Consider the following 22285-nt stretch of genomic DNA (forward strand, 5'->3'; position numbering starts at 1 on the left):
ATCTTTTAAGCGTAGTCAGCTTTCTGACCCTTGTTCGATACGTGCGGTTACTGGATATAAAGCTGCGTCGACATCGTATTGCCGGGCGCGTTGATCGAGGTATTGCTGAAAGTCAGCGTGCCTTCCTGCTTGCCCGCCAGATCGAGGGCATACAAATAGCCGACGGTTTTTTCCCCGGGAGTGCAGCTGGTCAGGTTGCCGTTCTTGAACGCACAAACGGGTGTGCGGGTGCCATTCACCTCGAAACCGTCCAGGGCGACATGGGCCTCACGCCCATAACCCACTTCCAGCACGTACACCATGATGTTCGGGCCAATGTGATCGCAGCGAGTCCGGGTTTGCCCTTCGTCGATATTCTCGACACCACAGGACGACGACGCGACCTTGAGCACTCTCAATTGCGTCAGCGGTGGAGCCGAAGCCGCCACGGCCGTTTGCGCCCCGAGAAACAACGCTCCCCCTATTCCGAGGGCGGCAACCAGACGCTTTTTCATGCAGGACCCATCCACCCCAAAAAACCAGCGCGCAGTATGGCGCACTTGGCTTTGTCGCAAAACATCGACGACGATCACCGCCAAAGCAGCCATATTCCCAAGCTACTGGTATGATGCGCGGCTTTTTCCGGCCCACAGTAATTTCCAGGCGCGTTCTGCTGCCTGTGCTTTGCTGTTGAGGTCGATACATTCACGGCGCCCGGCGCGCCACGGGGAGCAGACATGCTGGAAAGGCTGTTTCAACTCAAGGCACACAACACCAACGTGCGGACCGAGATTCTGGCGGGCGTCACGACCTTTTTGGCCATGGCCTACATTCTGTTCGTCAACCCGAGCATCCTCGGCGAGACCGGCATGGACAAGGGCGCAGTGTTTGTCGCCACCTGTCTGGCAGCTGCCATCGGCTCGACGACCATGGGCCTGATCGCCAACTACCCGATCGCACTCGCACCAGGCATGGGCCTGAACGCCTTCTTTACCTACACCGTGGTCCTGCACATGGGCCATACCTGGCAAGTGGCGCTGGGTGCGGTGTTCATCTCGGCGGTGTGCTTCTTCCTGCTGTCGATCTTCCGCATCCGTGAATGGATCATCAACAGCATCCCGCTGCCGCTGCGCTCGGCGATTGCTGCCGGTATCGGCCTGTTCCTGGCACTGATCGCCCTGCACAACGCCGGCATCGTGGTCAGCAACCCGGCGACCATGGTCGGCCTCGGTGACCTGAAACAACCGGCCCCGATCCTCGCCACCCTCGGTTTTGCCCTGATCGTCGCCCTCGAAGCCCTTGCCGTGCGCGGCGCAGTGCTGATCGGTATTCTGGTGGTGACCATCATTTCCATCGTGATGGGCTTCACCCCGTTCGGCGGCGTGATGTCGATGCCGCCGTCCCTGGCCCCGACCTTCCTGCAACTGGACATCAAGGGTGCGCTGGACATCGGTCTGGTCAGCGTGATCTTCGCCTTCCTGTTCGTCGATCTGTTCGATAACTCCGGCACTCTGATCGGTGTGGCCAAGCGCGCCGGTCTGATGCGCAAGGACGGTCACATGCCGAAAATGGGCCGCGCGCTGATCGCCGACAGCACCGCCGCCATGGCCGGTTCCCTGCTGGGCACCTCGACCACCACCAGTTACATCGAGTCCGCAGCCGGCGTGAGTGCCGGTGGCCGCACCGGCCTGACCGCCATCGTGGTGGCGATCCTGTTCCTGCTGGCGCTGTTCTTCTCGCCACTGGCCGCCAGCGTTCCGGCCTTCGCCACTGCGCCGGCACTGCTGTTCGTCGCCGTGCTGATGACATCCGGCCTGGCCGAAATAGACTGGGACGACATTACTGTCGCCGCGCCGGTGGTGATCACCGCGCTGGCAATGCCGTTCACTTACTCCATCGCCAATGGCATCGCCTTCGGTTTCATTTCCTGGACCGCCATCAAGCTGATGTCCGGTCGTGGCCGTGAGCTGAACCCGGCGCTGGTGATCCTGTCGATTCTGTTCGTGATCAAGCTGGGTTGGTTCAACGCATGACTTTTGATTCCCAGGCCTACGCCGTTCAGCTCGAAGAAAAGGTCACGCGCCTGCGTGACCTGCTGGCCCCGTTCGATGCACCGGAGCCAGCCGTTTTCGATTCGCCGCTGAAAAACTTCCGCCTGCGCGCCGAGTTCCGCCTGTGGCGCGAGGCCGGCGAGCGTCACTACGCGATGTTTTCCCAGGAAGACAAACGCACGCCAATCCTGATCGAAGAGTTCCCGATTGCCAGCCTGCGCATCAACCAGTTGATGCCGCAGCTGAAGGCAGCGTGGCAAGCCAGCGCGCCCCTGAGCCACAAGCTGTTCCAGGTGGAGTTCCTGACCACTCTGGCCGGTGACGCGATGATCACCCTGTGCTATCACCGCCCGCTGGACGAGCACTGGCATGCGGCGGCGTCGAAACTGGCGACGGACCTGAACGTCAGCATCATCGGCCGCTCCAAGGGCAAGCGCGAAGTCATCGGTCACGATTACGTGGTCGAGAAGCTGGAAGTCGGCGGCCGCACCTTCAGCTATCGCCAGCCTGAAGGCGCGTTCACCCAGCCCAACGGCACGGTGAACCAGAAGATGCTCAACTGGGCATACGATGCGCTCGGCGATCGCTCCGATGATTTGCTGGAGCTGTACTGCGGCAACGGCAACTTCACCCTGCCCCTCGCCACCCGCGTGCGCAAGGTGCTGGCCACCGAAATCAGCAAGACCTCGGTCAACGCGGCCTTGAGCAATCTCAGCGAAAACGCGGTAGATAACGTCACCTTGGTGCGTTTGTCCGCCGAAGAGCTGACCGAAGCCCTGAACGAAGTCCGTCCGTTCCGCCGCCTGCACGGCATCGACCTCAAGAGCTACGAGTTCGGTAGCGTCTTTGTCGACCCGCCCCGCGCCGGCATGGACCCGGACACCTGCGAGCTGACCCGGCGCTTCGACAACATCCTGTACATCTCCTGCAACCCGCAGACCCTGGCAGCCAACATCGCCCAACTGCACGACACCCACCGCATCAGCCAATGCGCGATGTTCGACCAGTTCCCGTGGACCCATCACATGGAATCCGGGGTGATGTTGACCCGGCGTTGATGACACCTGCCAGGCACAAAAAAGCCGTCTTCACGACGGCTTTTTTGTGGGTACCGGCAAGACAACATCGACCTTGCGCGGGCGCCCGCCCTTCTTGCCATTGGCCCGCGCAGCTTCAGACTTTGCGGCGCTGCTCTGGCGACCATTGCGCGAAGCAACGACCGACGCCGCCATGGCCATCAGGGGCTTGCTCGCAGAAATCAACCCGGCAATAGATACATGCAGGTCCTTGCCTTCATGGCACAGGGCAGTACCCGCGTAGCCAACAGTCAGACTGGCAAGTTCCTCGCCCTCAAAATCATCGAACTCCGGATAGTTGGCTACGGGCAACAATACGCCGCTGCCGTCTTCGAAGCTGACGGCCAGACAGGGGGGCAGGTAGGTAACCGCCGTCGCTTGCAGGCTATTTTTTCTACGTAACTCGCCACGTTCAATGGCTTTGTCCAGGCTGCTTTCCGTTACGGGATTATCGGCCTGAACCTTGGCTTTTATCGTTTTCATAACTCGATCTCTACACTTTCCTGTGTGCCTATCAGGGACAGCAACGTCTTGTTCGATTCAGGTTCGTAGCAAGCCGACCCAATCATGTTGGTCGTACTGACAACCCTTTTCACCACAACGACTTCGTTGCTTTGCCAGTCCCACAATTGATTATCAAGACAAGCCGTTTGCAATTTTCGCCACCAGATGCCCCGGGCGCGCCGCAAATGGGCAGGCTGCTGGAGCGATTGGCGCAATCCCTCAAGCACTGCTAACGGTGGCCGACGCGAAAGCGGAACTACATCCCAGAGCTCGACACCGTTGTGCCAAAAGCTGAACCTGAACCTCGCACTCCATGTACCCGCCTCCACATGCGCATGAGGCGGACAATGCTCGTCTCGCAACATGATCACCACCGACAGTCCCTTGTGATTACATACCTTCATGCTAACCCATCCGTTAGGTTTATGAGTCCGAGGATTCGACATTCCCTGGAGAATCCGACCGCTGGCATTGGCCGTCGAATCAATTCTTGCGTCCTCAGACTAGCGTCCTGGCGTTACCCGGCCCTGCGGAACACCACGCGCAATGGTAAGAAATCCTTTCATTACGACGCTGGCACCTGATAAATACTGGTCCAGTTTCTTCATCTGATCCCCGGTGTAATCAATCATGCAGCGACAATTCGACGATCTTCAGTTGGGCAGCATCGAGCTGTTTTGCCTGGCCGCCGAGGCCGGCAGTTTTACTGCCGCGGCGCTGGTGGCGGGTGTCACCCCCGCTGCCGTGAGCCGTTCGGTGTCGCGCATGGAAGAACGCCTTGGTGTGCGCCTGTTCGCGCGCACCACGCGTAGTGTGAAGCTGACCGACAGTGGTCGCCGTTACTACGAAGAATGTCGCCAGGCCCTTGCGCAACTGGTCGAGGCCCAGCGCGAGGTGATGGGTCAGCAGCAAGTGCCGTCCGGTACGTTGCGCATCAGTATTCCGACCACCTACGCGCATCATCGAATTCTGCCGCTGTTGCCCGAATTTCGGGCGCGTTATCCGGCGGTGAAGGTCGAGTCGCACATCAGTAATCGCAACATCGATTTCGTCGGCGAAGGCTACGACATGGCGATTCGCGTGCGAGCCATCCCGGATTCCGGCCTGATCGCCCGACCGTTGGAAGATGCCGCCCTGGTGATGATCGCCAGTCCTGATTACCTGAAACGGGCCGGCACTCCGCAAACCCTCGACGACCTCGAAAACCACGAATGCATCCAGTACGAATTGCCCAGCAGCGGCCGACGCATTGCCTGGCTGTTCAACGATGAAGGCGTGCCCCGGGAGATTCTGGCCGAGGGCAACCTCAGTTGCTCCGACGATGTGCTGGGCGGTGTGACCTTGGCCAAACACGGGGCGGGGTTGTTTCAGACCTACCGGTTTATCGTGGAAAAGGAACTGGCCGACGGCTCGCTGGTGGAAGTGCTCAAGCCCTATGGCGGGCGCTCGCGGCCGTTTACCTTGCTGTACCCGCAAAGTCGCCATGTACCGCTGCGCTTGAGGGCGTTTATCGATTTCCTCGTGGAGCACCTGCCGCGCTGACCTGCGAAAGTGTCCGATCACCGCCCACAAACAGCCTGCATACCTTCACTTCAATTGACCAAATTAACCAGTTAGTACAATTTATCTCCACAGGCTGAAACACTCGGCCGATTCCAAAAATAACAAGTGGAGAGATTCCGATGCCCCCTATCGTTCTGGTGCTCAACGGCCCGAACCTGAACCTGCTCGGCACCCGTGAACCGGCGACTTACGGCCACGAAACCCTGGCAGACATTTCGGCCCTGTGCGCGCGCGCCGCCGAAGAGTTCGGCCTGGCGGTGGAGTTTCGCCAGACCAACCATGAAGGCGAATTGCTCGACTGGATTCACGCCGCCCGCGGTCGTTGCACCGGGATCGTCATCAATCCTGCCGCGTGGACCCACACCTCGGTCGCCATCCGCGACGCCCTGGTCGCCAGCGAACTGCCGGTGATCGAAGTCCACCTGTCCAACGTGCACGCCCGCGAGCCCTTCCGCCACCATTCGTTCGTATCCGCCATTGCAACGGCGGTGATGGCCGGTTTTGGCAGTCATGGCTATCGCCTGGCGCTGGAACACTTCAGTCATCGTTTGAAGGGGTGATCGCCGTGACTCAGAACCACGTGATACTGGCCGGGCTGATTGGCGCCGGCATCCAGGCTTCCCGCACACCGGCCATGCATGAGCATGAAGGCGATGCCCAGGGGCTGCGCTACCTGTATCGCCTGATTGATCTTGATCAGTTGAAGCTCGACAGCAACGCCCTGCCCGACCTGTTGATGGCTGCCGAGCGCATGAACTACACCGGGCTGAACATTACCTTTCCATGCAAGCAGGCAATCATCCCGCTGCTCGACGAACTTTCGCCGGAGGCCCGCGGTATCGGTGCGGTCAACACGGTGGTGCTCAAGGATGGCAAACGCATCGGCCACAACACCGATTGCCTGGGCTTTGCCGAGGGGTTTCGCCGGGGTTTGAAAGGCGTTGCCGTTGAACGTGTCGTACAGATGGGCGCTGGTGGCGCAGGTGCGGCGGTGGCCCACGCGTTATTGAGCGAAGGCGTACAACAGCTGAGCATTTTTGACGTGGACATCCGCCGCGCTCAGGATCTGGCTGACAACCTCAATCAGCATTTCGGCGTCAGTCGGGCGGTGGCCGGGTATGACCTGCCCGACGCCTTGGCCCAGGCTGACGGCCTGGTGAACACCACGCCGATGGGCATGAAAAAACTGCCGGGCATGCCCGTGCCGGTCGAGCTGCTGCGAACCGAATTGTGGGTGGCGGAGATCGTTTACTTCCCACTGGAAACCGAACTGCTGCGCAACGCCCGCGCCCTCGGTTGCCGGACGCTGGACGGCGGCAACATGGCGGTGTTTCAGGCGGTCAAAGCATTCGAGTTGTTCAGCGGCGTAGTCCCGGATGCCCAGCGGATGCTTGAGCATTTCCAGAGCATGAATGACTGAATGAGTGAAGTGAGGGGGCAACCCCCTCACCTCGCCTCAGGCTTGCAGGTACCGCAGAACCGACTCGCAAATCATCTCCCGATGACGCTGCTTGATACGTTCGTCCGGCAGGTCGATCTGAAAAATCTCACCAAAGGTATGGCGGTTCGAGACGCGATAGAAGCAGAACGAACTGATCAGCAAATGCACGTCCAGCGGATCAAGCCCGGTACGGAACAGCCCCTGCTCGGCGCCGCGACGCAGAATCTCGCCCAGTGAATCGAGGATAGTGTTGTTCATCGCCTTGATCGCATCGGAGCGCTTCACGTACTCGGCGTTGTGAATGTTCTCGATACTGACGATGCGCACGAAATCGACGTTGCGATCATGGTGATCGAAGGTGAACTCCACCAGCCGCCGAATGGCTTCGACCGGCGCCAGCTCTGCCAGGTGCAGGCGATTTTCGGTGTTGCGGATATCGCCGTAGAGTTTCTCCAGCACCTCGACGTAGAGCTGTTCCTTACTGCCGAAGTAGTAATAGATCATGCGCTTGGAGGTGTGGATGCGCTCGGCGATGGCATCGACACGGGCACCGGAAAGCCCCTGCTGGACGAATTCGACAATCGCCTCCTGCAGGATGTTTTCGCGGGTCTTTTCCGGGTTGTTCTTGCGACTCTTGCGCGGCTCGGCACCAGGTTCTACGGAGGCTGCGGGGAGTTCTGAAGTCATTGTCATTGCGGGCTCACGGCCATCACTGCACAGGCTGGCGATTATGGGCTGCACGGCACAGTGAAGGAAGCCGCGCGGCCCACGTTTAATCCCGCGTTTACGAATTACCTACAACTTCGCCTGGCGCAATGCACCGCTACGGGATTTGGCCATGGCCGCCAGGCGCACCGCGACGTTGGCCGCGCCGTAGCCGGCATAACCGTTTTTACGCTGGATGATCTCGAAGAAGAACCGCCCCTCGAACGGCTCGGTGTACACATGAAACAGTTCACCGCCCTGGGCGTCGCGGTCGTACAACACATTGTAGTAGGCCAGCTCACTGAGGAACTCGTCGTCGAAATCGAACCGCGCCGCCAGGTCATCGTAGTAGTTGAGCGGAATATCCAACAGCGGCACGCCCGCCTCTTTTGCACGGCTGACCTGGGCAAAGATGTCATCACAATCAAACGCGATGTGGTGCACGCCGGAGCCGCGATAACTCGACAGCGCGTGTGAGATCGCGGTGTTGCGGTTCTCGGAAATGTTCAGTGGCAGGCGGATCGAACTGTCCCGGCTACGCAAGGCACGGCTCTTCACCAGACCATAAGGATCCGGCAGCACGACTTCATCGTCTGCCTCGAAATCCAGCAGGCTCTTATAGAACAGCACCCAGCTGTCGAGGCTGTCGGCCGGCAGCGCCATGGCCATGTGGTCGATGCGCTTGAGGCCACCGCTGACCGGTGCATCCGCCAGCAGATTGAAGTCGGTACCGTAGACGTCGGCATCCTGGTCCACCAGATAAATCAGGCTGCCATCCGGCGCACGTACCGCCGCCAGTTCCAGTTCATTGGGGCCCACCAGCCCGCGATAGGGTTGACCCTTGTAAGCCACGGCTCGTGCCAGCGCACTGGCGCTGTCCTTGACCCGCACGGCGGTAGCGCACAACGAAGGGCCGTGGGCTTCGAAAAAGCTGTGGCCGAAGGAGTAAGGTTCGGAGTTGAGGATCAAATTGATATCGCCCTGGCGCATCAGGCTGACGCTCTTGGAACGATGCTGCCCGGCCTTGACGAAACCCAGTCGCTCAAGCCAATGCGAGAGCTTGGCGCCGAGGCTTTCGTCCACGGCGAACTCGAGAAACTCGATGCCGTTGTACTCACTGGCCTTGGGCGTCTCGAACAGAATCTCAGAGTTGGCCGCAGGCTTGGCTTCCTGGGCCAGACGCTCGCGGGTTTTCTCTTCCAGATACAGCAACGAACGCAAGCCGTCGGCGGCGTTGGCTCGTGGCGGCGCGGCGCGGAAGCCATCGTTGAAGATTTCCAGCGACAGAGGCCCGGTGTAGCCACTCTTGATGATCGGCGCGAGGAACCCCGGCAAGTCGAATTCACCCTGGCCCGGGAAGCAGCGAAAATGCCGGCTCCACTCCAGCACGTCCATGGCCAGGATCGGCGCGTCAGCCATTTGCACGAAGAAAATCTTGTCGCCGGGAATCTCGGCGATAGCACTTGGATCGCCCTTGAGCGACAGGGTGTGAAAGCTGTCCAGCAACACGCCGAGGCTTGGGTGATCGGCCTGACGCACGATGTTCCACACCTGTTGCCAGGTGTTCACATGCCGGCCCCAGGCCAGTGCTTCGTAGCCGATGCGCAGGCCACGTGCCCCGGCGTGCTCGGCCAGCAGTCGCAAGTCGTCGACCAGAACCTGTTCATCACCGATGGACTCGGCCGAGGCATTGCTGCACACCAGCACCAGGTCAGTGCCCAACTCCTGCATCAGGTCGAATTTACGCTCGGCGCGCTCCAGGTTGCGCGACAGGCGATCGCGGCGGCAACCTTCGAAATCACGGAACGGTTGAAACAGGGTGATGGCGATCCCGAGATCGGCGCACATCTGTTTAATTTCCCGTGGACTACCGTCGTAGTAGAGAAGGTCGTTCTCGAAAATCTCGACGCCGTCGAACCCGGCGGCGGCAATGGCTTCGAGTTTTTCCGGCAGGGTACCGCTCAAGGATACGGTGGCAATGGAACGCTGCATGTTTCGGCTCCCGGTGGAGGCTTCGGCTACAGGGAATTTGCGCCGCTTTTAAAAGAGTGAACGGATTATTGAGCTGGTCGATGCATTGAGCAATTTAAAGTGTACTACCCAGTTAGTTTTGCGTGCGATTATCGAACACAATGGCCGATAGCGAATTGACGATTTTTTGTTCACTGCGCAACATCAACACCACATTGGGTCCGGTCTTGAAATCGTCGGCCCCGGTCAACAAGACCCAGAACACCACATAAAAATTTCAAAAAACGGGTATACGCTCATGCGCTCATTCAACGCCTTGCTCACTCGCTCTACCGTCATTACGCCTTGCCTGGCGTCCATCCGAACCCCGCGCTCCGCCGGCACAACCGTGCCGCTCGCTGAATAACCCGTCAGCCGACGAACACAGCCGATCAGCCCTTTCGCGCACGCCGCGACAGACCGATTGATCACGCGCCCTTGAAGTCACGACGAGCCCCGCTTGTCAGTCATTGAACGGATGGCACACATGATTCCTTCTCAAAGTTCTCGCATGGCACCTGCCATGAGCACCGCCACAGGTGGCATCGGCGACAAGATTCGCGGCGCCATGGCAGTCGGCAAAACCCGTTGGGGCATGCTGGCGCTGGTGTTTTTCGCCACCACCCTGAACTACATCGACCGCGCCGCCCTGGGCGTGATGCAGCCTATCCTGGCCAAGGAAATGAGCTGGACGGCGATGGACTACGCCAACATCAACTTCTGGTTCCAGGTCGGTTACGCCATCGGTTTCGTGCTGCAAGGCCGTTTGATCGACCGGGTCGGCGTCAAGCGCGTGTTCTTCTGCGCCGTGCTGCTCTGGAGCCTGGCGACCGGTGCCCACGGCCTGGCCACTTCGGCGGTCGGCTTCATGGTCTGCCGATTCATCCTCGGCCTGACCGAAGCGGCCAACTACCCGGCCTGCGTGAAAACCACGCGCCTGTGGTTCCCGGCCGGTGAACGTGCGGTAGCCACCGGTATTTTCAATGCCGGGACCAACGTCGGCGCGATGTTCACGCCGATGCTGCTGCCACTGATCCTGCACGTCTGGGGCTGGCAGGCCGCGTTCCTGTGCATGGCATCACTGGGCGGGATCTGGCTGCTGTTCTGGGGCTTGAAGTACTTCAACCCGGAAGACCACCCGAGCGTGAAACAGTCGGAGCTGGACTACATCCAGAAAGAAGTCGAGCCGGAACAAACCCGCGTGCCGTTCTCGAAAATCCTGCGCATGCGCGGCACCTGGGCCTTCGCCCTCGCCTACTCGATCACTGCGCCAGTGTTCTGGTTCTACCTGTACTGGCTGCCACCGTTCCTCAATCAGCAATACAACCTGGGCATCAACGTCACCCAGATGGGTATCCCGCTGATCATCATCTACCTCACTGCCGACTTCGGTAGCGTTGGCGGCGGCATCCTCTCCTCGTTCCTGATCGGTCGCGGCGTCAACCCGATCAAGGCGCGACTGATGTCCATGTTCCTGTTCGCCTGCTGCATCATCGGCGTGATCATGGCGGCCGGTTCCAGCAACCTGTGGGTTGCGGTGGCCGCCATCTCCCTGGCCATCGGCGCGCATCAGGCCTGGACCGCGAACATCTGGAGCCTGGTGATGGACTACACGCCCAAGCACATGATGAGTACGGTGTTCGGCTTCGGTGGCATGTGTGCGGCGATTGGCGGGATGTTCATGACCCAACTGGTCGGCCACATCCTGACCATCACCAACAACAACTACACCGTGCTGTTCACCATGATTCCGGCGATGTACTTCATTGCGCTGATCTGGATGTACTTCATGGCACCGCGCAAGATTCCGACCGTCACCGAATAAAACATCGTCACCCTCTGTGGGAGCGAGCCTGCTCGCGAAAGCGGACTGTCATTCAACATTGATGTTGTCTGATACATCGCCTTCGCGAGCAAGCTCGCTCCCACAGGTTTTTTTACCGGCGGCTTTGCTGCCAGGCCGCCGCCAACCCGCTGCAGCAGATCACGGCGATGCCGAGCACGGTGGTCAGTGTCGGCGTATGGGAAAACAGCAGCCAGCCCAGCAGGCCGGCGAAGATGATCTGGCAATAGCTGAACGGTGCCAGCAGTGCCGGTGCCGCGAGGCGGAAAGCCTGGGTCAGGAACAGGTGAGCCGTCATCCCGCAGGCCCCCAGCGCCAGCATCATCGCGCCATGCACCAGGTTCGGCGTCTGCCAGAAGAACGGCACCAGCGCACTCATCACCAGCGTGTTGCACAAGCCTGCGAAGAAGTTACTGGTGGTCGGGCTGTCGATCTCGCTGAGCTTGCGGGTCAGCAGTTGGTAGAAGCAAAAAAACAGCGCCGAGCAGAACGGCAGCAACACCGCCGGGGTAAACAGATCGCCCCCGGGGTGAACGATGATCAGCACTCCGCTAAAACCGAAAATCACCGCCAGCCATTGCCCCCGGGTCACCCGCTCGCCAAGCAGCGGTACCGACAGCGCGGTGACCAATACCGGAGCGAGGAAGTTGACCGACGTGGCCTCGGCCAGCGGGATGTACATCAGTCCCGTGGTGAAAAACAGACTGGTGCCCAGCAGGCACAGCGCCCGGATCACCTGCAGCAATGGCCGTTTGGTGCGAAGCACCCGCAACCCGGACTGCGGCAGGAAAATCCCGGCCATCAACAAGGTGTGAACCACGTAGCGCGCCCAGACCACCATGACAATGGGATAGAAACCGGAGAGGTATTTGGAAAAGGCGTCGTGGGTGGAAAACAGGAAGGTTGCGACAACGATCAGCAGGATCCCTTTGAAGGGCTGATTGACGCCGGAAAGCGGGGTGCTGACGGTCATTGGGTTTCCTTTATTACATCCTTATTTTGTAGGAGCGAGCTTGCTCGCGATGAACCTGAGGGCGCCATGTTTTTCCAGGCAGCCTTCATTATCGTTGACGACCATCGCGAGCAAGCTCGCTCCTACCAGCGAAAGGTGCGCAGCACCGATTAGAGCCGCGCAAACAATTCCCGGGTTTTATCCAGCGCCATCTGCGCCCGCTCCAACCCACTCACGCCCTGCTCCAGCAACTGCACGGTGGGAATCTCCAGGCTCAATGGAATGTCAGCCGGCAAACCGCGCAACAACCCCGGCAGGTCACAATCGCCATCGCCGGGGAAACGCCGCTCGTTACGCGCCTGACGCAAGATCTCCGCCATATCCGCCGGCCGTGGTCCTGCGACGTCACACAACTGTGCATACCGTAACCGTGAGGGGGCAACTTTGACCAGTTCTTCCAACAGCGATCCAGAGCGGTCGAAGTGAAAGGCGTCCACCAGTACGCCGCCATTTTCACGCCCGGCGTTTTCCACGATTCGCGCGGCTTGTTGAAGATTGCGCGCATCGGTCCAGGGCATGAACTCCAGATGCGGGTGCAGCCCATAGAGTGCCGCCAGATCACAGAGTTCGGCAAAATGTTCCGTCAGCCGTTGTTCATCAGGGTCGTTACCGGCCACCAGCAACTCACTGGCGCCGAACTCGGCACCCACAGCGAGGACTCTTTCGAAATCGGCGACGACGGTTTCCGGTTTGAGCCGCAGGATTTCGACGTCCAGCACCCGAATACCGGTATCGCGCAGACGCGCCAGGGTCTGGCGCCGCAGTTCGTGGTCGGCCACCAGGGCAAAATGGTGCTCCTCCGGGGTTGCCGGTACCAGACGCAAGCCGACATGGCTGTAACCGGCCCGCGCGGCGACCTCGACCATATCGGGCGGTGACAACTCCAGCACGGTCAGGCTGGCCAGAGAGAAGATACGCTCGCTCATGCTCACCCCTCGATCAAGGATGGCGCGCAGGCACGCCCGGTTTCGGCGGCTTCGCGGATGGCTTCGATCAGCGCCAACGTACGCGCGGCATCGGCGGCACTCACCAGCGGCTCGACCTCCCGGCGTGCAACACGCACGAAGTGCTGCAACTGCAGACGCAGGGCTTCATCGGCACTGAAGTTTTCCTGGGTTGCCAGCAACGGTTGATGCCAGCCGCCATCGACATCGTTGTAGTGCCAGCGTTTAAGCTGCGGAATGCTCAGCGCCCCACCTGTCCCGGCCAGCAAGTAGCACGGTTGATCAGGATGACGCGGGTACACCGGGTTCTCCCCCGAATCCAGCTCCCAGCTCCAGGGCGCAGCCACCGCATCGGAGCCGGTCAGGCTGCCCAGTGCACCGTTGTCGAATTGCAGCAGTACCGCCGCGCAATCTTCGTTGGCAAACCCACGAATGGCGTTGCTGGTGATGGCCTGAACCTGGCGCACTTCACCGCACAAATGCCGCAGCAGATCGAGGTCGTGGATCAGGTTGGTCAACAGCATCCCCGCGCCGGCCTCGCGCCGCCAGGGTGTTTCAAAATAGCTGTCGGGCTTGCGCAACTGCCAGAGCGCCGTGACCGTGGTCAACCGACCCAATGCGCCGCTGTGGACAAGCTCGTGGGCGCGGGCGATCAACGGGTTGTGGCGACGATGATGTCCGACCAGTACCGGAACGCCACTGGTCTTCGAGGCAGTCACCAGCTCCCTGGCTTCATCCAGGTGCACGCCCACCGGTTTTTCCAGCAATACCGGCACGCCGGCCGCGAGGCAATCGAGGGCCGTGCTGACGTGCAGCGTGTTCGGGTTGGCGACTATCACGGCGTCCGGTTTCGCCTGCTCCAGCATCTGACGATGATCGGCGAAACAGGCTACGCCCCATTGCGCCGCAAGACTGGCCGCCTGCGGTCCCGGATCGGCCACGGCGCACAACGTCGCTTCAGTCAGGGATTGCAGATGCTGGTAGTGCTGCTGGCCCATGTTGCCAGCACCGATCAGGGCGATGCGAAGTGGCGAATTCAAGATACGGTCCTCTTGTGAGTGTTATTGGAGCGATGAACTCCAATAATTTAGAACCTGGTTCCAGATTCTTACACAGACCTATCCTGAAAGTGTTCGAACAGCGCACAGCTTCTCAAGCTGGACACTGTTCAAAATGTGGGAGCGGGCTTGCTCGCGAATGCAGTCGATTTGCACAGGCCTTAGTTGAACAACTCCGACGCCAGGCTCGCTGCACTCAACTCCTCGGTGTACGCCAGCAACAACGGCGCCAGCTCATGCAGCCGCGCCCCCGGCATCCGTGCACTCGGCCCGGCGACGCTGAGCACGCCGATCACCCGCCCATCGGCGGGATGGCGCACCACTGCCGCAATCGCCGAAGTGCCGACCGCCGAGCTCTCCTCGACCCAGGCGTAGCCCTGGTCCCGCGCCAGACGCAGGCGTTCGAGCAATTCGATGTTCGAGCGCGGCGCGTTCGGCCCCACATGTTCCGGCACTTGTGCGCCCTGCCGCTCCACCAGCGACAAGGCTTCGGCATCGCTCATGCAGGCCAGCCACGCATGCCCCGAGGCTGTGTAAAACAACGGCGCATCGCGGCCCATGTCCGGGTCGTAACGCAGACCGGAGCGCGCGCCCTGGGACTTGGCGATCCAGGTCTGACGCTCACCGTCGATCACCCCGAGACGCACCAGTTCGCCGGTTTCCTGCGCCAAGCGGTCAAGCACTGGCTGCACGATGTCGGCACCGCTGCTCGACAGGTAACGGAAGCCCATCGCCACCAGTTTGGTCGAGAGGTGATAACGCAGATTATCCGGATTCTGCCGCACGTAACCGAGGCGGATCAGCTCGGCCAGCAGGCGATGGGTCGCGCTCTTGGGGATATCCAGTTGCTCTGCCAGGGTCTGCATCGGCAGGCCACGGGGATCGCTGGTGAGGCTTTCGAGCACACTGAAAACACGTTCGATCTGACTGCCGGCCATGGTCGCTTCCACGCAAAATTTGCTCGATTCTAGAAGACATCTGAACGAATGCGAAATCTGGAACTGAACGTTCGATAACCGCCCGTTTTACACCCTCAAGACTTGTTCGGCTTCACCTGATTCCTATATTTTCTGGAACAAGATTCCAAAACAATAAAACACCGGAGTTCAAACAATGCCTGCCCAAGCGCACTTTCTTCCCGACATCGACTGCGATGTGCTGATCGTTGGTTCCGGTGCGGCGGGACTGTCGGCGGCCGTGACCGCCGCGTGGCATGGACTGAAAGTCATAGTGGTAGAAAAGGACCCGGTGTTCGGCGGTGCCACGGCCTGGTCCGGTGGCTGGGCCTGGGTGCCTTGCAACCCGCTGGCCCGACGCGCAGGTATCGTCGAAGACGTTGAACTGCCGCGCACTTACCTGAAACACGAACTGGGCGAGCGCTTTGATCCGGCAATGATCGACGCTTTCCTGGAAGCCGGCCCGCGGATGGTGTCGTTCTTCGAGCAGTACACCTCGCTGCAATTCGCCGACGGCAACGCCATTGCCGACATTCATGGCGACACGCCGGGGGCCGGCACCGGTGGACGCTCGGTAATCGCCGCCCCGTACGACGCACGAAAAATCGGCACACTGCTCAAGCGTCTGCGCAAAACCATGCGGGAAACATCGTTCATGGGCATGCCGATCATGGCGGGGGCGGACCTCACGGCATTCCTCAACCTGACCCGTTCACTGTCGGCGGCCTGGCACGTTACGCGGCGCTTCAGCCGCCACCTGTTCGATCTCGTCGTACATGGCCGGGCGATGCAACTGGTCAACGGCGTGGCCTTGGTGGCGCGCCTGGCGAAATCCGCCGATGACCTCGGTGTGTTGCTCTGGGAATCAGCGCCCGTGAGTCGATTGCTGCGCGAGAATGACCAGGTACGAGGTGCGGTGGTCAACACCGGCAAAGGCTCGGTGCGCATCCATGCACGCAAGGCCGTGGTGCTCGCCGCGGGTGGTTTCGCCAATGACATCGACCGCCGCAAGGCACTGTTCCCCCGCACACCGACCGGGCATGAGCATCTGGCCTTGCCGCCCCTCGGCGTTTGCGGCGATGGCCTGCGCCTGGGCGAAAGTGCCGGTGCCCGGGTCAATAGCGACATGGCGTCCGCCGTCGCCTGGGCACCGGTTTCGCAGGTGCCGCACAGCGACGGCAGCACGGGACACTTCCCGCACATCATCGAGCGCGGCAAACCGGGCATCATCGGTGTGCTGAGCAACGGCCAGCGCTTCGTCAATGAAGCCAACGGCTACTACGACTACGTCACGGCCATGGTCGCCGCCGCCCCGCCGGGTGAGGAAGTGGCGTCGTGGTTGATCTGCACCCATGGTTTTCAGCGTCGATATGGCCTGGGCATCTCTCGGCCATTTCCGGTGCCGCTGTCATCCTTCATCCGCAGCGGCTATCTGAAAACCGGCAACACCCTTGAGGAATTGGCTGCAGCCTGCGGCATCGACCCGGTTGGCTTGCGCACCACCGTGTCGGACTACAACCGCCACGCGCGCAACGGCGAGGACCCGCAATTCGGCCGTGGTTCCACACCCTACAACCGCAAGCAGGGTGACGCACTGCAACAGCCCAACCCATGCGTCGCACCGATCGAACAAGGCCCCTTCTATGCCGTGAAAGTCCAGCCGGGCTGCTTCGGTACCTTCGCCGGGCTCAAGGTCAACCATCATGCCCAGGTCCTGGATGGCGCGGCGCAACCCATCGCCGGGCTGTACGCGGCGGGCGGCGACATGGCCAGCATCATGGGCGGTCACTACCCCGCTGGCGGCATCAATCTCGGCCCGGCGCTGACCTTCGGCTACATCGCCGCGCGCCATATCGCAGGTGTCACTGCTTATGAAAAGGAGATCGACCATGCAGCACATCATTAACGCTCAGGGTTTGAACATGCCGAAACTCGGCCTCGGCACCTGGCCAATGCTCGGCGAGGAATGCACCCGAGCAGTGGAGCAGGCTCTGGCCCTGGGTTACCGGCACATCGACACGGCAGCGGCATACAACAACGAAGACGCTGTCGGTCAGGCGCTGGCGAACAGTCCGACACCCCGCGAACAGATCCACGTCACGACCAAAGTCTGGTGGGACCAACTGCAACCCGATGCCATGCGCCACTCCATGGACCGTAGCCTCGAAGCCCTGCGCAGCGAATACGTCGACCTGTTCATGCTCCATTGGCCAACCACCGATTGGGATTTGCCGCGCACCATAGAAACCCTGGTGTCGTTCAAGGAGCAAGGCCTGGCGCGCAACATTGGCGTGGCGAATTTTCCACTACCCCTGCTACGCAAAGTCGTCGAAGAACTGGGGGCGCCGCTGTCGGCGATCCAGGTCGAGTACCACGTGCTGCTCGGACAAAACGCCCTGCTCGACTACGCCCGTCAACAGGATCTTGCGCTGACAGCCTACACGCCACTGGCGCGCAACAAGGTATCCGACATTCCGGCCATCCGGCTGATCGCCGCGAAACACGGCGTACTGCCGACGCAGGTCGCGCTCAAATGGCTGCTTGATCAACCCAACGTGGCCGCGATCCCCAAGGCCAGCAGCGAGCCCAATCAACTGGCCAATCTCGCGGCGCTGGATGTGCGACTGGATGATGAAGACCGTGCCTTGATCGCCAGCCTGTCCAAACGCGAGCGCCAGGTCAGCCCTGACTTTGCGCCGGTGTGGGATGCATTCGACGAATAATCCGCAGGACCGGCGATCGCTCTCACGATAAAAACCCATCGCCCGAGGGAATTCGATGGGTTATCCGTGTTCAATACAAGCCTGAGACCTTCTCGGCAACCCTTCACGGGTAGCCGAGAATCAACCTGTGCGCGGAAAAAAGACGGACGGCCGGACTGGCGCCGCTCCCACTTGGCAGCAACACTCATCGGACGACGCTTTCCCCGGAACAGAAGAGGATTCCCACATGCTATGGAAAAAAGGCCGACGCAGCGACAACGTGGTCGACGCCCGTGGCGATGATGTCGGCGGTGGTGGCGGCGGCATGCGTTTTGGCGGTGGCAAGGGTTTGAGCCTGACGGCGATCCTCCTGATTGTCGGCATCGGCTGGATCACCGGCCAGGATCCACTGCAGATCCTCGGACAACTGACCGGGCAAATGGAGCAGCAATCGGCGCCCGCCACCAACCAGAGTCGCCAGGCACCGCCGGCCAATGATGAGAGCGCGGAATTCGTGCGCTCGATCCTCGGCGATACCGAAGACACCTGGGGCGCGATATTCCAGCAGGCCGGCCGCCAATATAAGGACCCGACCCTGGTGTTGTTCAGCAACCGCGTGAATTCGGCCTGCGGTCTGGCCACCTCGGCGACCGGCCCCTTCTATTGCCCGGGCGACCAGAAGGTCTACCTGGACATGGCATTCTTCCAGGAGATGTCCCAACGCTTTTCCGCCGCGGGCGACTTCGCCCAGGCCTACGTGATCGCTCACGAAGTCGGACACCATGTGCAGACCCTGCTTGGGGTGTCCACGAAAATTCAGGCAGCGCGCCAACAAGGCCGGCAGATGGAAGGCGACGGTGGTTTGCTGGTTCGCCAGGAACTTCAGGCCGATTGCCTGGCCGGCGTCTGGGCCAACAATGCGCAGAAGCGCCTGAACTGGTTGGAACCGGGCGACATCGAAGAAGCACTGAACGCCGCGAACGCCATCGGCGACGATCGTTTGCAGCAACAGGGTCAGGGCCGTGTGGTCCCGGACTCATTCACCCATGGTACGTCGGCGCAACGGGTGCGCTGGTTCAAAACCGGTTTCGCCCAAGGCCAGGTTGGCCAGTGCGATACCTTTGCGGCGAAAAATCTGTAAATGAAGAAGTGGTTGTTGGTTGTTCTGTTTACTTGCACAACGTCCCAGGCCACCGAGCATGGGGTCAAGGAACTCAGCTCAGGGCGCCTGCTGTTGAAGTCAGGTGAAATCGCGGTGGGCATCAGCCCCGCCCCGGCAAAAATCGAACGGGTGCTGATCATCCTCCACGGTCGCTTGCGCAATGCGCAAACCTATCTGCAGAGTGGTGAGCACGCGGCCGAACTGGCGGGGCAAAGCGCAACGACCCTGGTGATCGCCCCGCAATTCCTCAATGAAACCGACGTTGCGGTCCATCCGGTGGCCGACACCGTTTTGCGCTGGCAAGGCAATGAATGGATGGCCGGCGGCGAATCCACGGCACCCTTTCGGCTGAGTTCCTACGCGGCGCTCGACGAAATCATCGCCCGCTTGGGTGACCGTCAGCAGTTTCCGGATGTGAAGCAAATCGTCATCGCCGGGCACTCCGGCGGCGCGCAGGTGGTTCAGCGCTATGCGTTGCTCGGCCACGCGCAATCCGACCTCGATGCAGCCGGCGTGCAGGTGCGCTACGTGATCGCCAATCCGTCCTCCTACGCTTATTTCGATGAGCGCAGGCCCGTGGCGTTCAGCCACGCCGGCTGCCCGAATTTCCATCGCTGGAAGTACGGGCTGGCGGATTTACCGGCTTACGCCGAAGGACAAACCGCAGCACAGTTGCAGGAAAGTTACCTCAAGCGTGAAGTTGTTTATCTGCTGGGGCAGCAGGACACCGACCCGAATCATCCGGCGCTGGATAAAAGCTGTGAAGCCAGGGCGCAAGGGCCGTCTCGATTGGCCCGCGGGCGTTTTTACTTCGATTATCTGAAGCGGCTGCAACCGCAAGGGTTGAAGCAGCAATTGGTTGAAGTGCCCGGGGTCGGGCATAACGGGGATGGGATGTTTACCTCGCCAGAGGGACAAAGGGCGTTGTTCAGTCAGTAAGTTTTGCAGTGCCGCGTCTGACGCCATCGCGAGCAAGCTCGCTCCCACATTGGAATCAATGTGAACACATGATTTGTGAACACCAGGGAATCATTGTGGGAGCGAGCCTGCTCCCGATGGCGATTTACCAGGCAACCACCTGATCAGGCTGAAAGCATCTGCCGCAACTCGACACAATCCGCCGCATGCCAATCGGTCAATTCCGGCCATGGATTATCCGGCAGATTCACCAACACAGTCCGCGCTCCCGCTGCCCGCCCACAATCGAGATCGAAGCGGTAATCACCGACCATCACCATCTCGCTCGCCGGCACCTTCCATGCTTCGGCCAGTTTCAGCAACCCGCCCGGATGCGGCTTGGGCGGAGCATCATCGCGGCCCAACACATCCTCCAGCGCAAAGCAGTCGGCCAGGCCAATGGCCTCCAGCGTGACATGCGCCAGCTCCCGGGCGTTGCGCGTGAGAATGCCCAGGCGATAACCACGCCCGGCCAGTTCGCGCACCAGTTCCACCGCGCCCGGCGCCGGTTGCGAACCAAGGGCTAGGTCCCGCTCGTGCTCCAGCAGCCATGCATGTTTGGCTGCGGCTTCATCGGCCGGCAGTGCGGCGAGGTGGGTCAGGATGTCGTGTTCGGCAGGGATCGCCAACGCCACGCGAATCGCCGCGAAGTCGTGTACGGCCACCGTCAGGGTGCCGTCCATGTCGAACACCCAGTGACGCACGTCGGCCAGGCTCATGCCCAATCCTTGCGGTGACGGATCAAGCCTTCCTGGGTGACCGAGGCCACCAGTTGCCCGGCGCGATTGAACACGCTGCCACGGGAGAAGCCACGGGAATTGCCCGCCCACGGACTGTCCATCGCATAGAGCAACCAGTCATCGGCACGCAGATCCTGGTGGAACCACAGCGCGTGATCGAGGCTGGCGACCTGCATATCCTTGTGCCACACCGACTTGCCGTGGGGCTGCATCGAGGTAACCAGCAGACCGAAGTCCGATGCATAGGCCAGCAGATATTTATGCAGCGCCGGCGAATCGGCCAACGCCCCGTCGGCGCGGAACCAGACGTACTTGACCGGATCGGAGGGCAGCGGGTTGTAGGGATCTTTCTCGGTCACCGGGCGAAATTCGATCGGCTTCGGGCACAGCAGTTTTTCGCGCATTTTCTCGGGGATCAGGTGCGCGCGCTGCTGGGTGATCTCCAGTTCCGATGGCAGGTTTTCCGGACCGACCACTTGCGGCATTTCGGTCTGGTGCTGAAAGCCTTCTTCGTCGTACTGGAACGACGCACTGCACGTGAATATCGGGTGGCCCTTCTGGATCGCCGTCACCCGACGCGTGCTGAAACTGCCACCGTCACGCACCCGGTCAACCTGATACACCACCGGCAACCCGGCATCGCCTGGGCGCAGGAAATAGCCGTGCATCGAATGCACATGGCGCGCCTCTTCAACCGTCTGACTGGCCGCCGACAGCGACTGACCGAGCACCTGACCACCGAACAGCTGACGAAAACCCAGGTCTTGGCTACGGCCACGGAACAGGTTTTCTTCGATCGGCTCCAGCGTCAGCAGGTCGACCAGATCTTCCAACACTTGGCTCATTCAGACTCTCCTCACACAACGCAATACCGCGCAGTCTTGGCTGCGGCGGTCGATTCAGTTTCTGGCCCGGGCCAACATGTGGTCCATTGTAAACGTCCGTGTCAGGTTATCCATGCAAGGTTTGCAGCCATTGTTCACGGCTGATGCGGTACAACACGTGGTGATGCAGGGGATGATCGACGGAGAGCTTGGGATGATCGAAGTCATCGGCCGGATCGTGATGCATGCCAATCGCCTGCATGACTTTCTGCGACGGCAGGTTACTGTCAGCGGTAAAGGACACGACTTCGCTCAGCAGCAAGCGGTCAAACCCGCAGCGCAGAGCGGTCCACGCCGCTTCACTGGCGTAACCCAACCCCCAGTGCTCGCGGGCCAGGCGCCAGCCGATTTCCGTGGCCGGGGTGAAAGGCGCGTCGAAACCGACCACACCGAGCCCGGTAAAACCGATGAATTGGCCGGTGTCCTTGCGTTCCAGAGCCCATAGGCCGAAACCGTGCTCGGCGAAATGACCACGGATTCGCCCGATCAATGAGGCGCTCTCCAGCCGACTCAAGGCTGCCGGGAAATAGCGCATCACCTGCGGATCGGCACACATCGCCGCAAAGTCAGGTAAATCTTCATCGCGCCACTGGCGCAACAGCAGCCGAGCGCTTTCAAGCTCCAGTATTGGCTCCATCGTGCCCCGCCCCTCCATTTCAATGTCGCCAGTCTACAACGCTGGTAGGATCCGTCTCTCA

The 22285-nt window shown here is 60.7% G+C and carries 22 protein-coding genes; 10 read left to right on the top strand and 12 right to left on the bottom strand.

What is annotated here, in order from left to right:
• Nucleotides 1–47 precede the first annotated feature (47 nt).
• The gene (locus tag ABIE16_RS24350; protein WP_429522114.1) at nucleotides 48–494 is read right to left on the bottom strand and encodes a DUF4879 domain-containing protein; all 447 of its coding nucleotides are present in this window, start codon (nucleotides 492–494) and stop codon (nucleotides 48–50) included.
• 222 nt (nucleotides 495–716) lie between these two features.
• On the opposite strand from ABIE16_RS24350, the gene ABIE16_RS24355 reads away from it, so the two are divergent.
• Nucleotides 717–2012, top strand: coding sequence for an NCS2 family permease (locus tag ABIE16_RS24355; protein ID WP_057713210.1), 1296 nt, complete (start codon nucleotides 717–719; stop codon nucleotides 2010–2012).
• Nucleotides 2009–3088, top strand: a complete 1080-nt coding sequence (trmA, locus tag ABIE16_RS24360; RefSeq protein WP_429522115.1) for a tRNA (uridine(54)-C5)-methyltransferase TrmA — start codon at nucleotides 2009–2011, stop codon at nucleotides 3086–3088. The genes ABIE16_RS24355 and trmA overlap by 4 nt, the downstream gene beginning before the upstream one ends.
• Nucleotides 3089–3118: 30 nt before the next feature.
• On the opposite strand, the gene ABIE16_RS24365 is transcribed toward trmA, so the two are convergent.
• Together ABIE16_RS24365 and ABIE16_RS24370 are read right to left on the bottom strand one after the other, a co-directional pair.
• The gene (locus tag ABIE16_RS24365; protein ID WP_090451526.1) at nucleotides 3119–3589 is read right to left on the bottom strand and encodes a DUF2442 domain-containing protein; all 471 of its coding nucleotides are present in this window, start codon (nucleotides 3587–3589) and stop codon (nucleotides 3119–3121) included.
• On the bottom strand, nucleotides 3586–4014 hold the full coding sequence (locus ABIE16_RS24370; protein WP_150813511.1) for a DUF4160 domain-containing protein: 429 nt from the start codon (nucleotides 4012–4014) through the stop codon (nucleotides 3586–3588). Before ABIE16_RS24370 ends, ABIE16_RS24365 begins: the two co-directional genes overlap by 4 nt.
• 226 nt (nucleotides 4015–4240) lie before the next feature.
• Here ABIE16_RS24370 and ABIE16_RS24375 point away from each other — a divergent pair, with 226 nt between their 5' ends.
• The 3 genes from ABIE16_RS24375 (at nucleotide 4241) to ABIE16_RS24385 (ending at nucleotide 6593) form a co-directional block, all read left to right on the top strand.
• On the top strand, nucleotides 4241–5152 hold the full coding sequence (locus ABIE16_RS24375; protein WP_090451530.1) for a LysR family transcriptional regulator: 912 nt from the start codon (nucleotides 4241–4243) through the stop codon (nucleotides 5150–5152).
• Between the two features lie 140 nt (nucleotides 5153–5292).
• Entirely contained in the window at nucleotides 5293–5733 is a 441-nt protein-coding gene (gene aroQ / locus ABIE16_RS24380; protein WP_429522116.1) for a type II 3-dehydroquinate dehydratase, read from the top strand.
• 5 nt (nucleotides 5734–5738) lie between these two features.
• Nucleotides 5739–6593 carry a shikimate dehydrogenase gene (locus tag ABIE16_RS24385; RefSeq protein WP_340314645.1) on the top strand — a complete coding sequence of 285 codons (855 nt, stop codon included), beginning with the start codon at nucleotides 5739–5741 and terminating at the stop codon, nucleotides 6591–6593.
• A 36-nt stretch (nucleotides 6594–6629) separates the two neighbouring features.
• Here ABIE16_RS24385 and ABIE16_RS24390 read toward each other — a convergent pair whose 3' ends face one another.
• Nucleotides 6630–7307, bottom strand: coding sequence for a TetR family transcriptional regulator (locus ABIE16_RS24390; protein WP_057713206.1), 678 nt, complete (start codon nucleotides 7305–7307; stop codon nucleotides 6630–6632).
• 102 nt (nucleotides 7308–7409) lie between these two features.
• Nucleotides 7410–9311: a 3-dehydroshikimate dehydratase QuiC gene (gene quiC / locus ABIE16_RS24395; RefSeq protein ID WP_429522117.1), complete on the bottom strand. Its 1902-nt coding sequence runs from the start codon at nucleotides 9309–9311 to the stop codon at nucleotides 7410–7412.
• A 505-nt stretch (nucleotides 9312–9816) separates the two neighbouring features.
• On the opposite strand from quiC, the gene ABIE16_RS24400 reads away from it, so the two are divergent.
• Complete coding sequence (locus ABIE16_RS24400) at nucleotides 9817–11154, top strand: MFS transporter (RefSeq protein ID WP_057713204.1); 1338 nt, start codon at nucleotides 9817–9819, stop codon at nucleotides 11152–11154.
• Nucleotides 11155–11266: 112 nt separating this feature from the next.
• On the opposite strand, the gene ABIE16_RS24405 is transcribed toward ABIE16_RS24400, so the two are convergent.
• The 4 genes from ABIE16_RS24405 to ABIE16_RS24420 all read right to left on the bottom strand — a co-directional run bounded on the left by ABIE16_RS24405 (nucleotide 11267) and on the right by ABIE16_RS24420 (nucleotide 15124).
• Nucleotides 11267–12145, bottom strand: a complete 879-nt coding sequence (locus ABIE16_RS24405) for a DMT family transporter (protein ID WP_090451535.1) — start codon at nucleotides 12143–12145, stop codon at nucleotides 11267–11269.
• A gap of 149 nt (nucleotides 12146–12294) precedes the next feature.
• Nucleotides 12295–13110: a sugar phosphate isomerase/epimerase family protein gene (locus tag ABIE16_RS24410; protein WP_429522118.1), complete on the bottom strand. Its 816-nt coding sequence runs from the start codon at nucleotides 13108–13110 to the stop codon at nucleotides 12295–12297.
• Nucleotides 13111–13112: 2 nt separating this feature from the next.
• A complete protein-coding gene (locus ABIE16_RS24415) occupies nucleotides 13113–14168 on the bottom strand; it encodes a Gfo/Idh/MocA family protein (RefSeq protein WP_429522119.1) in 1056 nt (351 codons plus the stop codon).
• A gap of 179 nt (nucleotides 14169–14347) precedes the next feature.
• On the bottom strand, nucleotides 14348–15124 hold the full coding sequence (locus ABIE16_RS24420; protein ID WP_218497978.1) for an IclR family transcriptional regulator: 777 nt from the start codon (nucleotides 15122–15124) through the stop codon (nucleotides 14348–14350).
• A 175-nt stretch (nucleotides 15125–15299) separates the two neighbouring features.
• Between ABIE16_RS24420 and ABIE16_RS24425 the strand changes: the two genes are divergently transcribed.
• From ABIE16_RS24425 to ABIE16_RS24440, 4 genes are all read left to right on the top strand, one after another.
• On the top strand, nucleotides 15300–17048 hold the full coding sequence (locus ABIE16_RS24425; RefSeq protein WP_429522120.1) for an FAD-dependent oxidoreductase: 1749 nt from the start codon (nucleotides 15300–15302) through the stop codon (nucleotides 17046–17048).
• Entirely contained in the window at nucleotides 17032–17865 is an 834-nt protein-coding gene (locus tag ABIE16_RS24430) for an aldo/keto reductase (protein WP_429522121.1), read from the top strand. Before ABIE16_RS24425 ends, ABIE16_RS24430 begins: the two co-directional genes overlap by 17 nt.
• A 226-nt stretch (nucleotides 17866–18091) precedes the next feature.
• Entirely contained in the window at nucleotides 18092–18985 is an 894-nt protein-coding gene (gene ypfJ, locus ABIE16_RS24435) for a KPN_02809 family neutral zinc metallopeptidase (RefSeq protein ID WP_057713197.1), read from the top strand.
• Nucleotides 18986–19945, top strand: coding sequence for an alpha/beta hydrolase (locus ABIE16_RS24440; RefSeq protein ID WP_429522122.1), 960 nt, complete (start codon nucleotides 18986–18988; stop codon nucleotides 19943–19945). It begins immediately after the preceding gene.
• Nucleotides 19946–20088: 143 nt separating this feature from the next.
• Here ABIE16_RS24440 and ABIE16_RS24445 read toward each other — a convergent pair whose 3' ends face one another.
• The 3 genes from ABIE16_RS24445 to ABIE16_RS24455 form a co-directional block, all read right to left on the bottom strand.
• On the bottom strand, nucleotides 20089–20682 hold the full coding sequence (locus tag ABIE16_RS24445) for an HAD family hydrolase (protein ID WP_008052432.1): 594 nt from the start codon (nucleotides 20680–20682) through the stop codon (nucleotides 20089–20091).
• Entirely contained in the window at nucleotides 20679–21548 is an 870-nt protein-coding gene (tesB, locus tag ABIE16_RS24450) for an acyl-CoA thioesterase II (RefSeq protein WP_090451550.1), read from the bottom strand. Before tesB ends, ABIE16_RS24445 begins: the two co-directional genes overlap by 4 nt.
• Before the next feature lie 106 nt (nucleotides 21549–21654).
• Nucleotides 21655–22224 (bottom strand): GNAT family N-acetyltransferase, encoded by a 570-nt coding sequence (locus ABIE16_RS24455; RefSeq protein WP_150813523.1) that lies wholly within the window; start codon nucleotides 22222–22224, stop codon nucleotides 21655–21657.
• Nucleotides 22225–22285: the final 61 nt, after the last annotated feature.

The organism is Pseudomonas sp. 2725 (assembly GCF_050434585.1).
Lineage (GTDB): Bacteria > Pseudomonadota > Gammaproteobacteria > Pseudomonadales > Pseudomonadaceae > Aquipseudomonas > Aquipseudomonas jessenii.

Excerpts from the sequence above, each read along its gene's own strand:
- ABIE16_RS24350 (WP_429522114.1), bottom strand. The coding sequence starts at position 494 with ATGAAAAAGCGTCTGGTTGCCGCCCTCGGAATAGGGGGAGCGTTGTTT.
- ABIE16_RS24355 (WP_057713210.1), top strand. The coding sequence starts at position 717 with ATGCTGGAAAGGCTGTTTCAACTCAAGGCACACAACACCAACGTGCGG.
- trmA (WP_429522115.1), top strand. The coding sequence starts at position 2,009 with ATGACTTTTGATTCCCAGGCCTACGCCGTTCAGCTCGAAGAAAAGGTC.
- ABIE16_RS24365 (WP_090451526.1), bottom strand. The coding sequence starts at position 3,589 with ATGAAAACGATAAAAGCCAAGGTTCAGGCCGATAATCCCGTAACGGAA.
- ABIE16_RS24370 (WP_150813511.1), bottom strand. The coding sequence starts at position 4,014 with ATGAAGGTATGTAATCACAAGGGACTGTCGGTGGTGATCATGTTGCGA.
- ABIE16_RS24375 (WP_090451530.1), top strand. The coding sequence starts at position 4,241 with ATGCAGCGACAATTCGACGATCTTCAGTTGGGCAGCATCGAGCTGTTT.
- aroQ (WP_429522116.1), top strand. The coding sequence starts at position 5,293 with ATGCCCCCTATCGTTCTGGTGCTCAACGGCCCGAACCTGAACCTGCTC.
- ABIE16_RS24390 (WP_057713206.1), bottom strand. The coding sequence starts at position 7,307 with ATGACAATGACTTCAGAACTCCCCGCAGCCTCCGTAGAACCTGGTGCC.
- quiC (WP_429522117.1), bottom strand. The coding sequence starts at position 9,311 with ATGCAGCGTTCCATTGCCACCGTATCCTTGAGCGGTACCCTGCCGGAA.
- ABIE16_RS24400 (WP_057713204.1), top strand. The coding sequence starts at position 9,817 with ATGATTCCTTCTCAAAGTTCTCGCATGGCACCTGCCATGAGCACCGCC.
- ABIE16_RS24405 (WP_090451535.1), bottom strand. The coding sequence starts at position 12,145 with ATGACCGTCAGCACCCCGCTTTCCGGCGTCAATCAGCCCTTCAAAGGG.
- ABIE16_RS24410 (WP_429522118.1), bottom strand. The coding sequence starts at position 13,110 with ATGAGCGAGCGTATCTTCTCTCTGGCCAGCCTGACCGTGCTGGAGTTG.
- ABIE16_RS24420 (WP_218497978.1), bottom strand. The coding sequence starts at position 15,124 with ATGGCCGGCAGTCAGATCGAACGTGTTTTCAGTGTGCTCGAAAGCCTC.
- ABIE16_RS24425 (WP_429522120.1), top strand. The coding sequence starts at position 15,300 with ATGCCTGCCCAAGCGCACTTTCTTCCCGACATCGACTGCGATGTGCTG.
- ABIE16_RS24430 (WP_429522121.1), top strand. The coding sequence starts at position 17,032 with ATGCAGCACATCATTAACGCTCAGGGTTTGAACATGCCGAAACTCGGC.
- ypfJ (WP_057713197.1), top strand. The coding sequence starts at position 18,092 with ATGCTATGGAAAAAAGGCCGACGCAGCGACAACGTGGTCGACGCCCGT.
- ABIE16_RS24440 (WP_429522122.1), top strand. The coding sequence starts at position 18,986 with ATGAAGAAGTGGTTGTTGGTTGTTCTGTTTACTTGCACAACGTCCCAG.
- ABIE16_RS24445 (WP_008052432.1), bottom strand. The coding sequence starts at position 20,682 with ATGAGCCTGGCCGACGTGCGTCACTGGGTGTTCGACATGGACGGCACC.
- tesB (WP_090451550.1), bottom strand. The coding sequence starts at position 21,548 with ATGAGCCAAGTGTTGGAAGATCTGGTCGACCTGCTGACGCTGGAGCCG.
- ABIE16_RS24455 (WP_150813523.1), bottom strand. The coding sequence starts at position 22,224 with ATGGAGCCAATACTGGAGCTTGAAAGCGCTCGGCTGCTGTTGCGCCAG.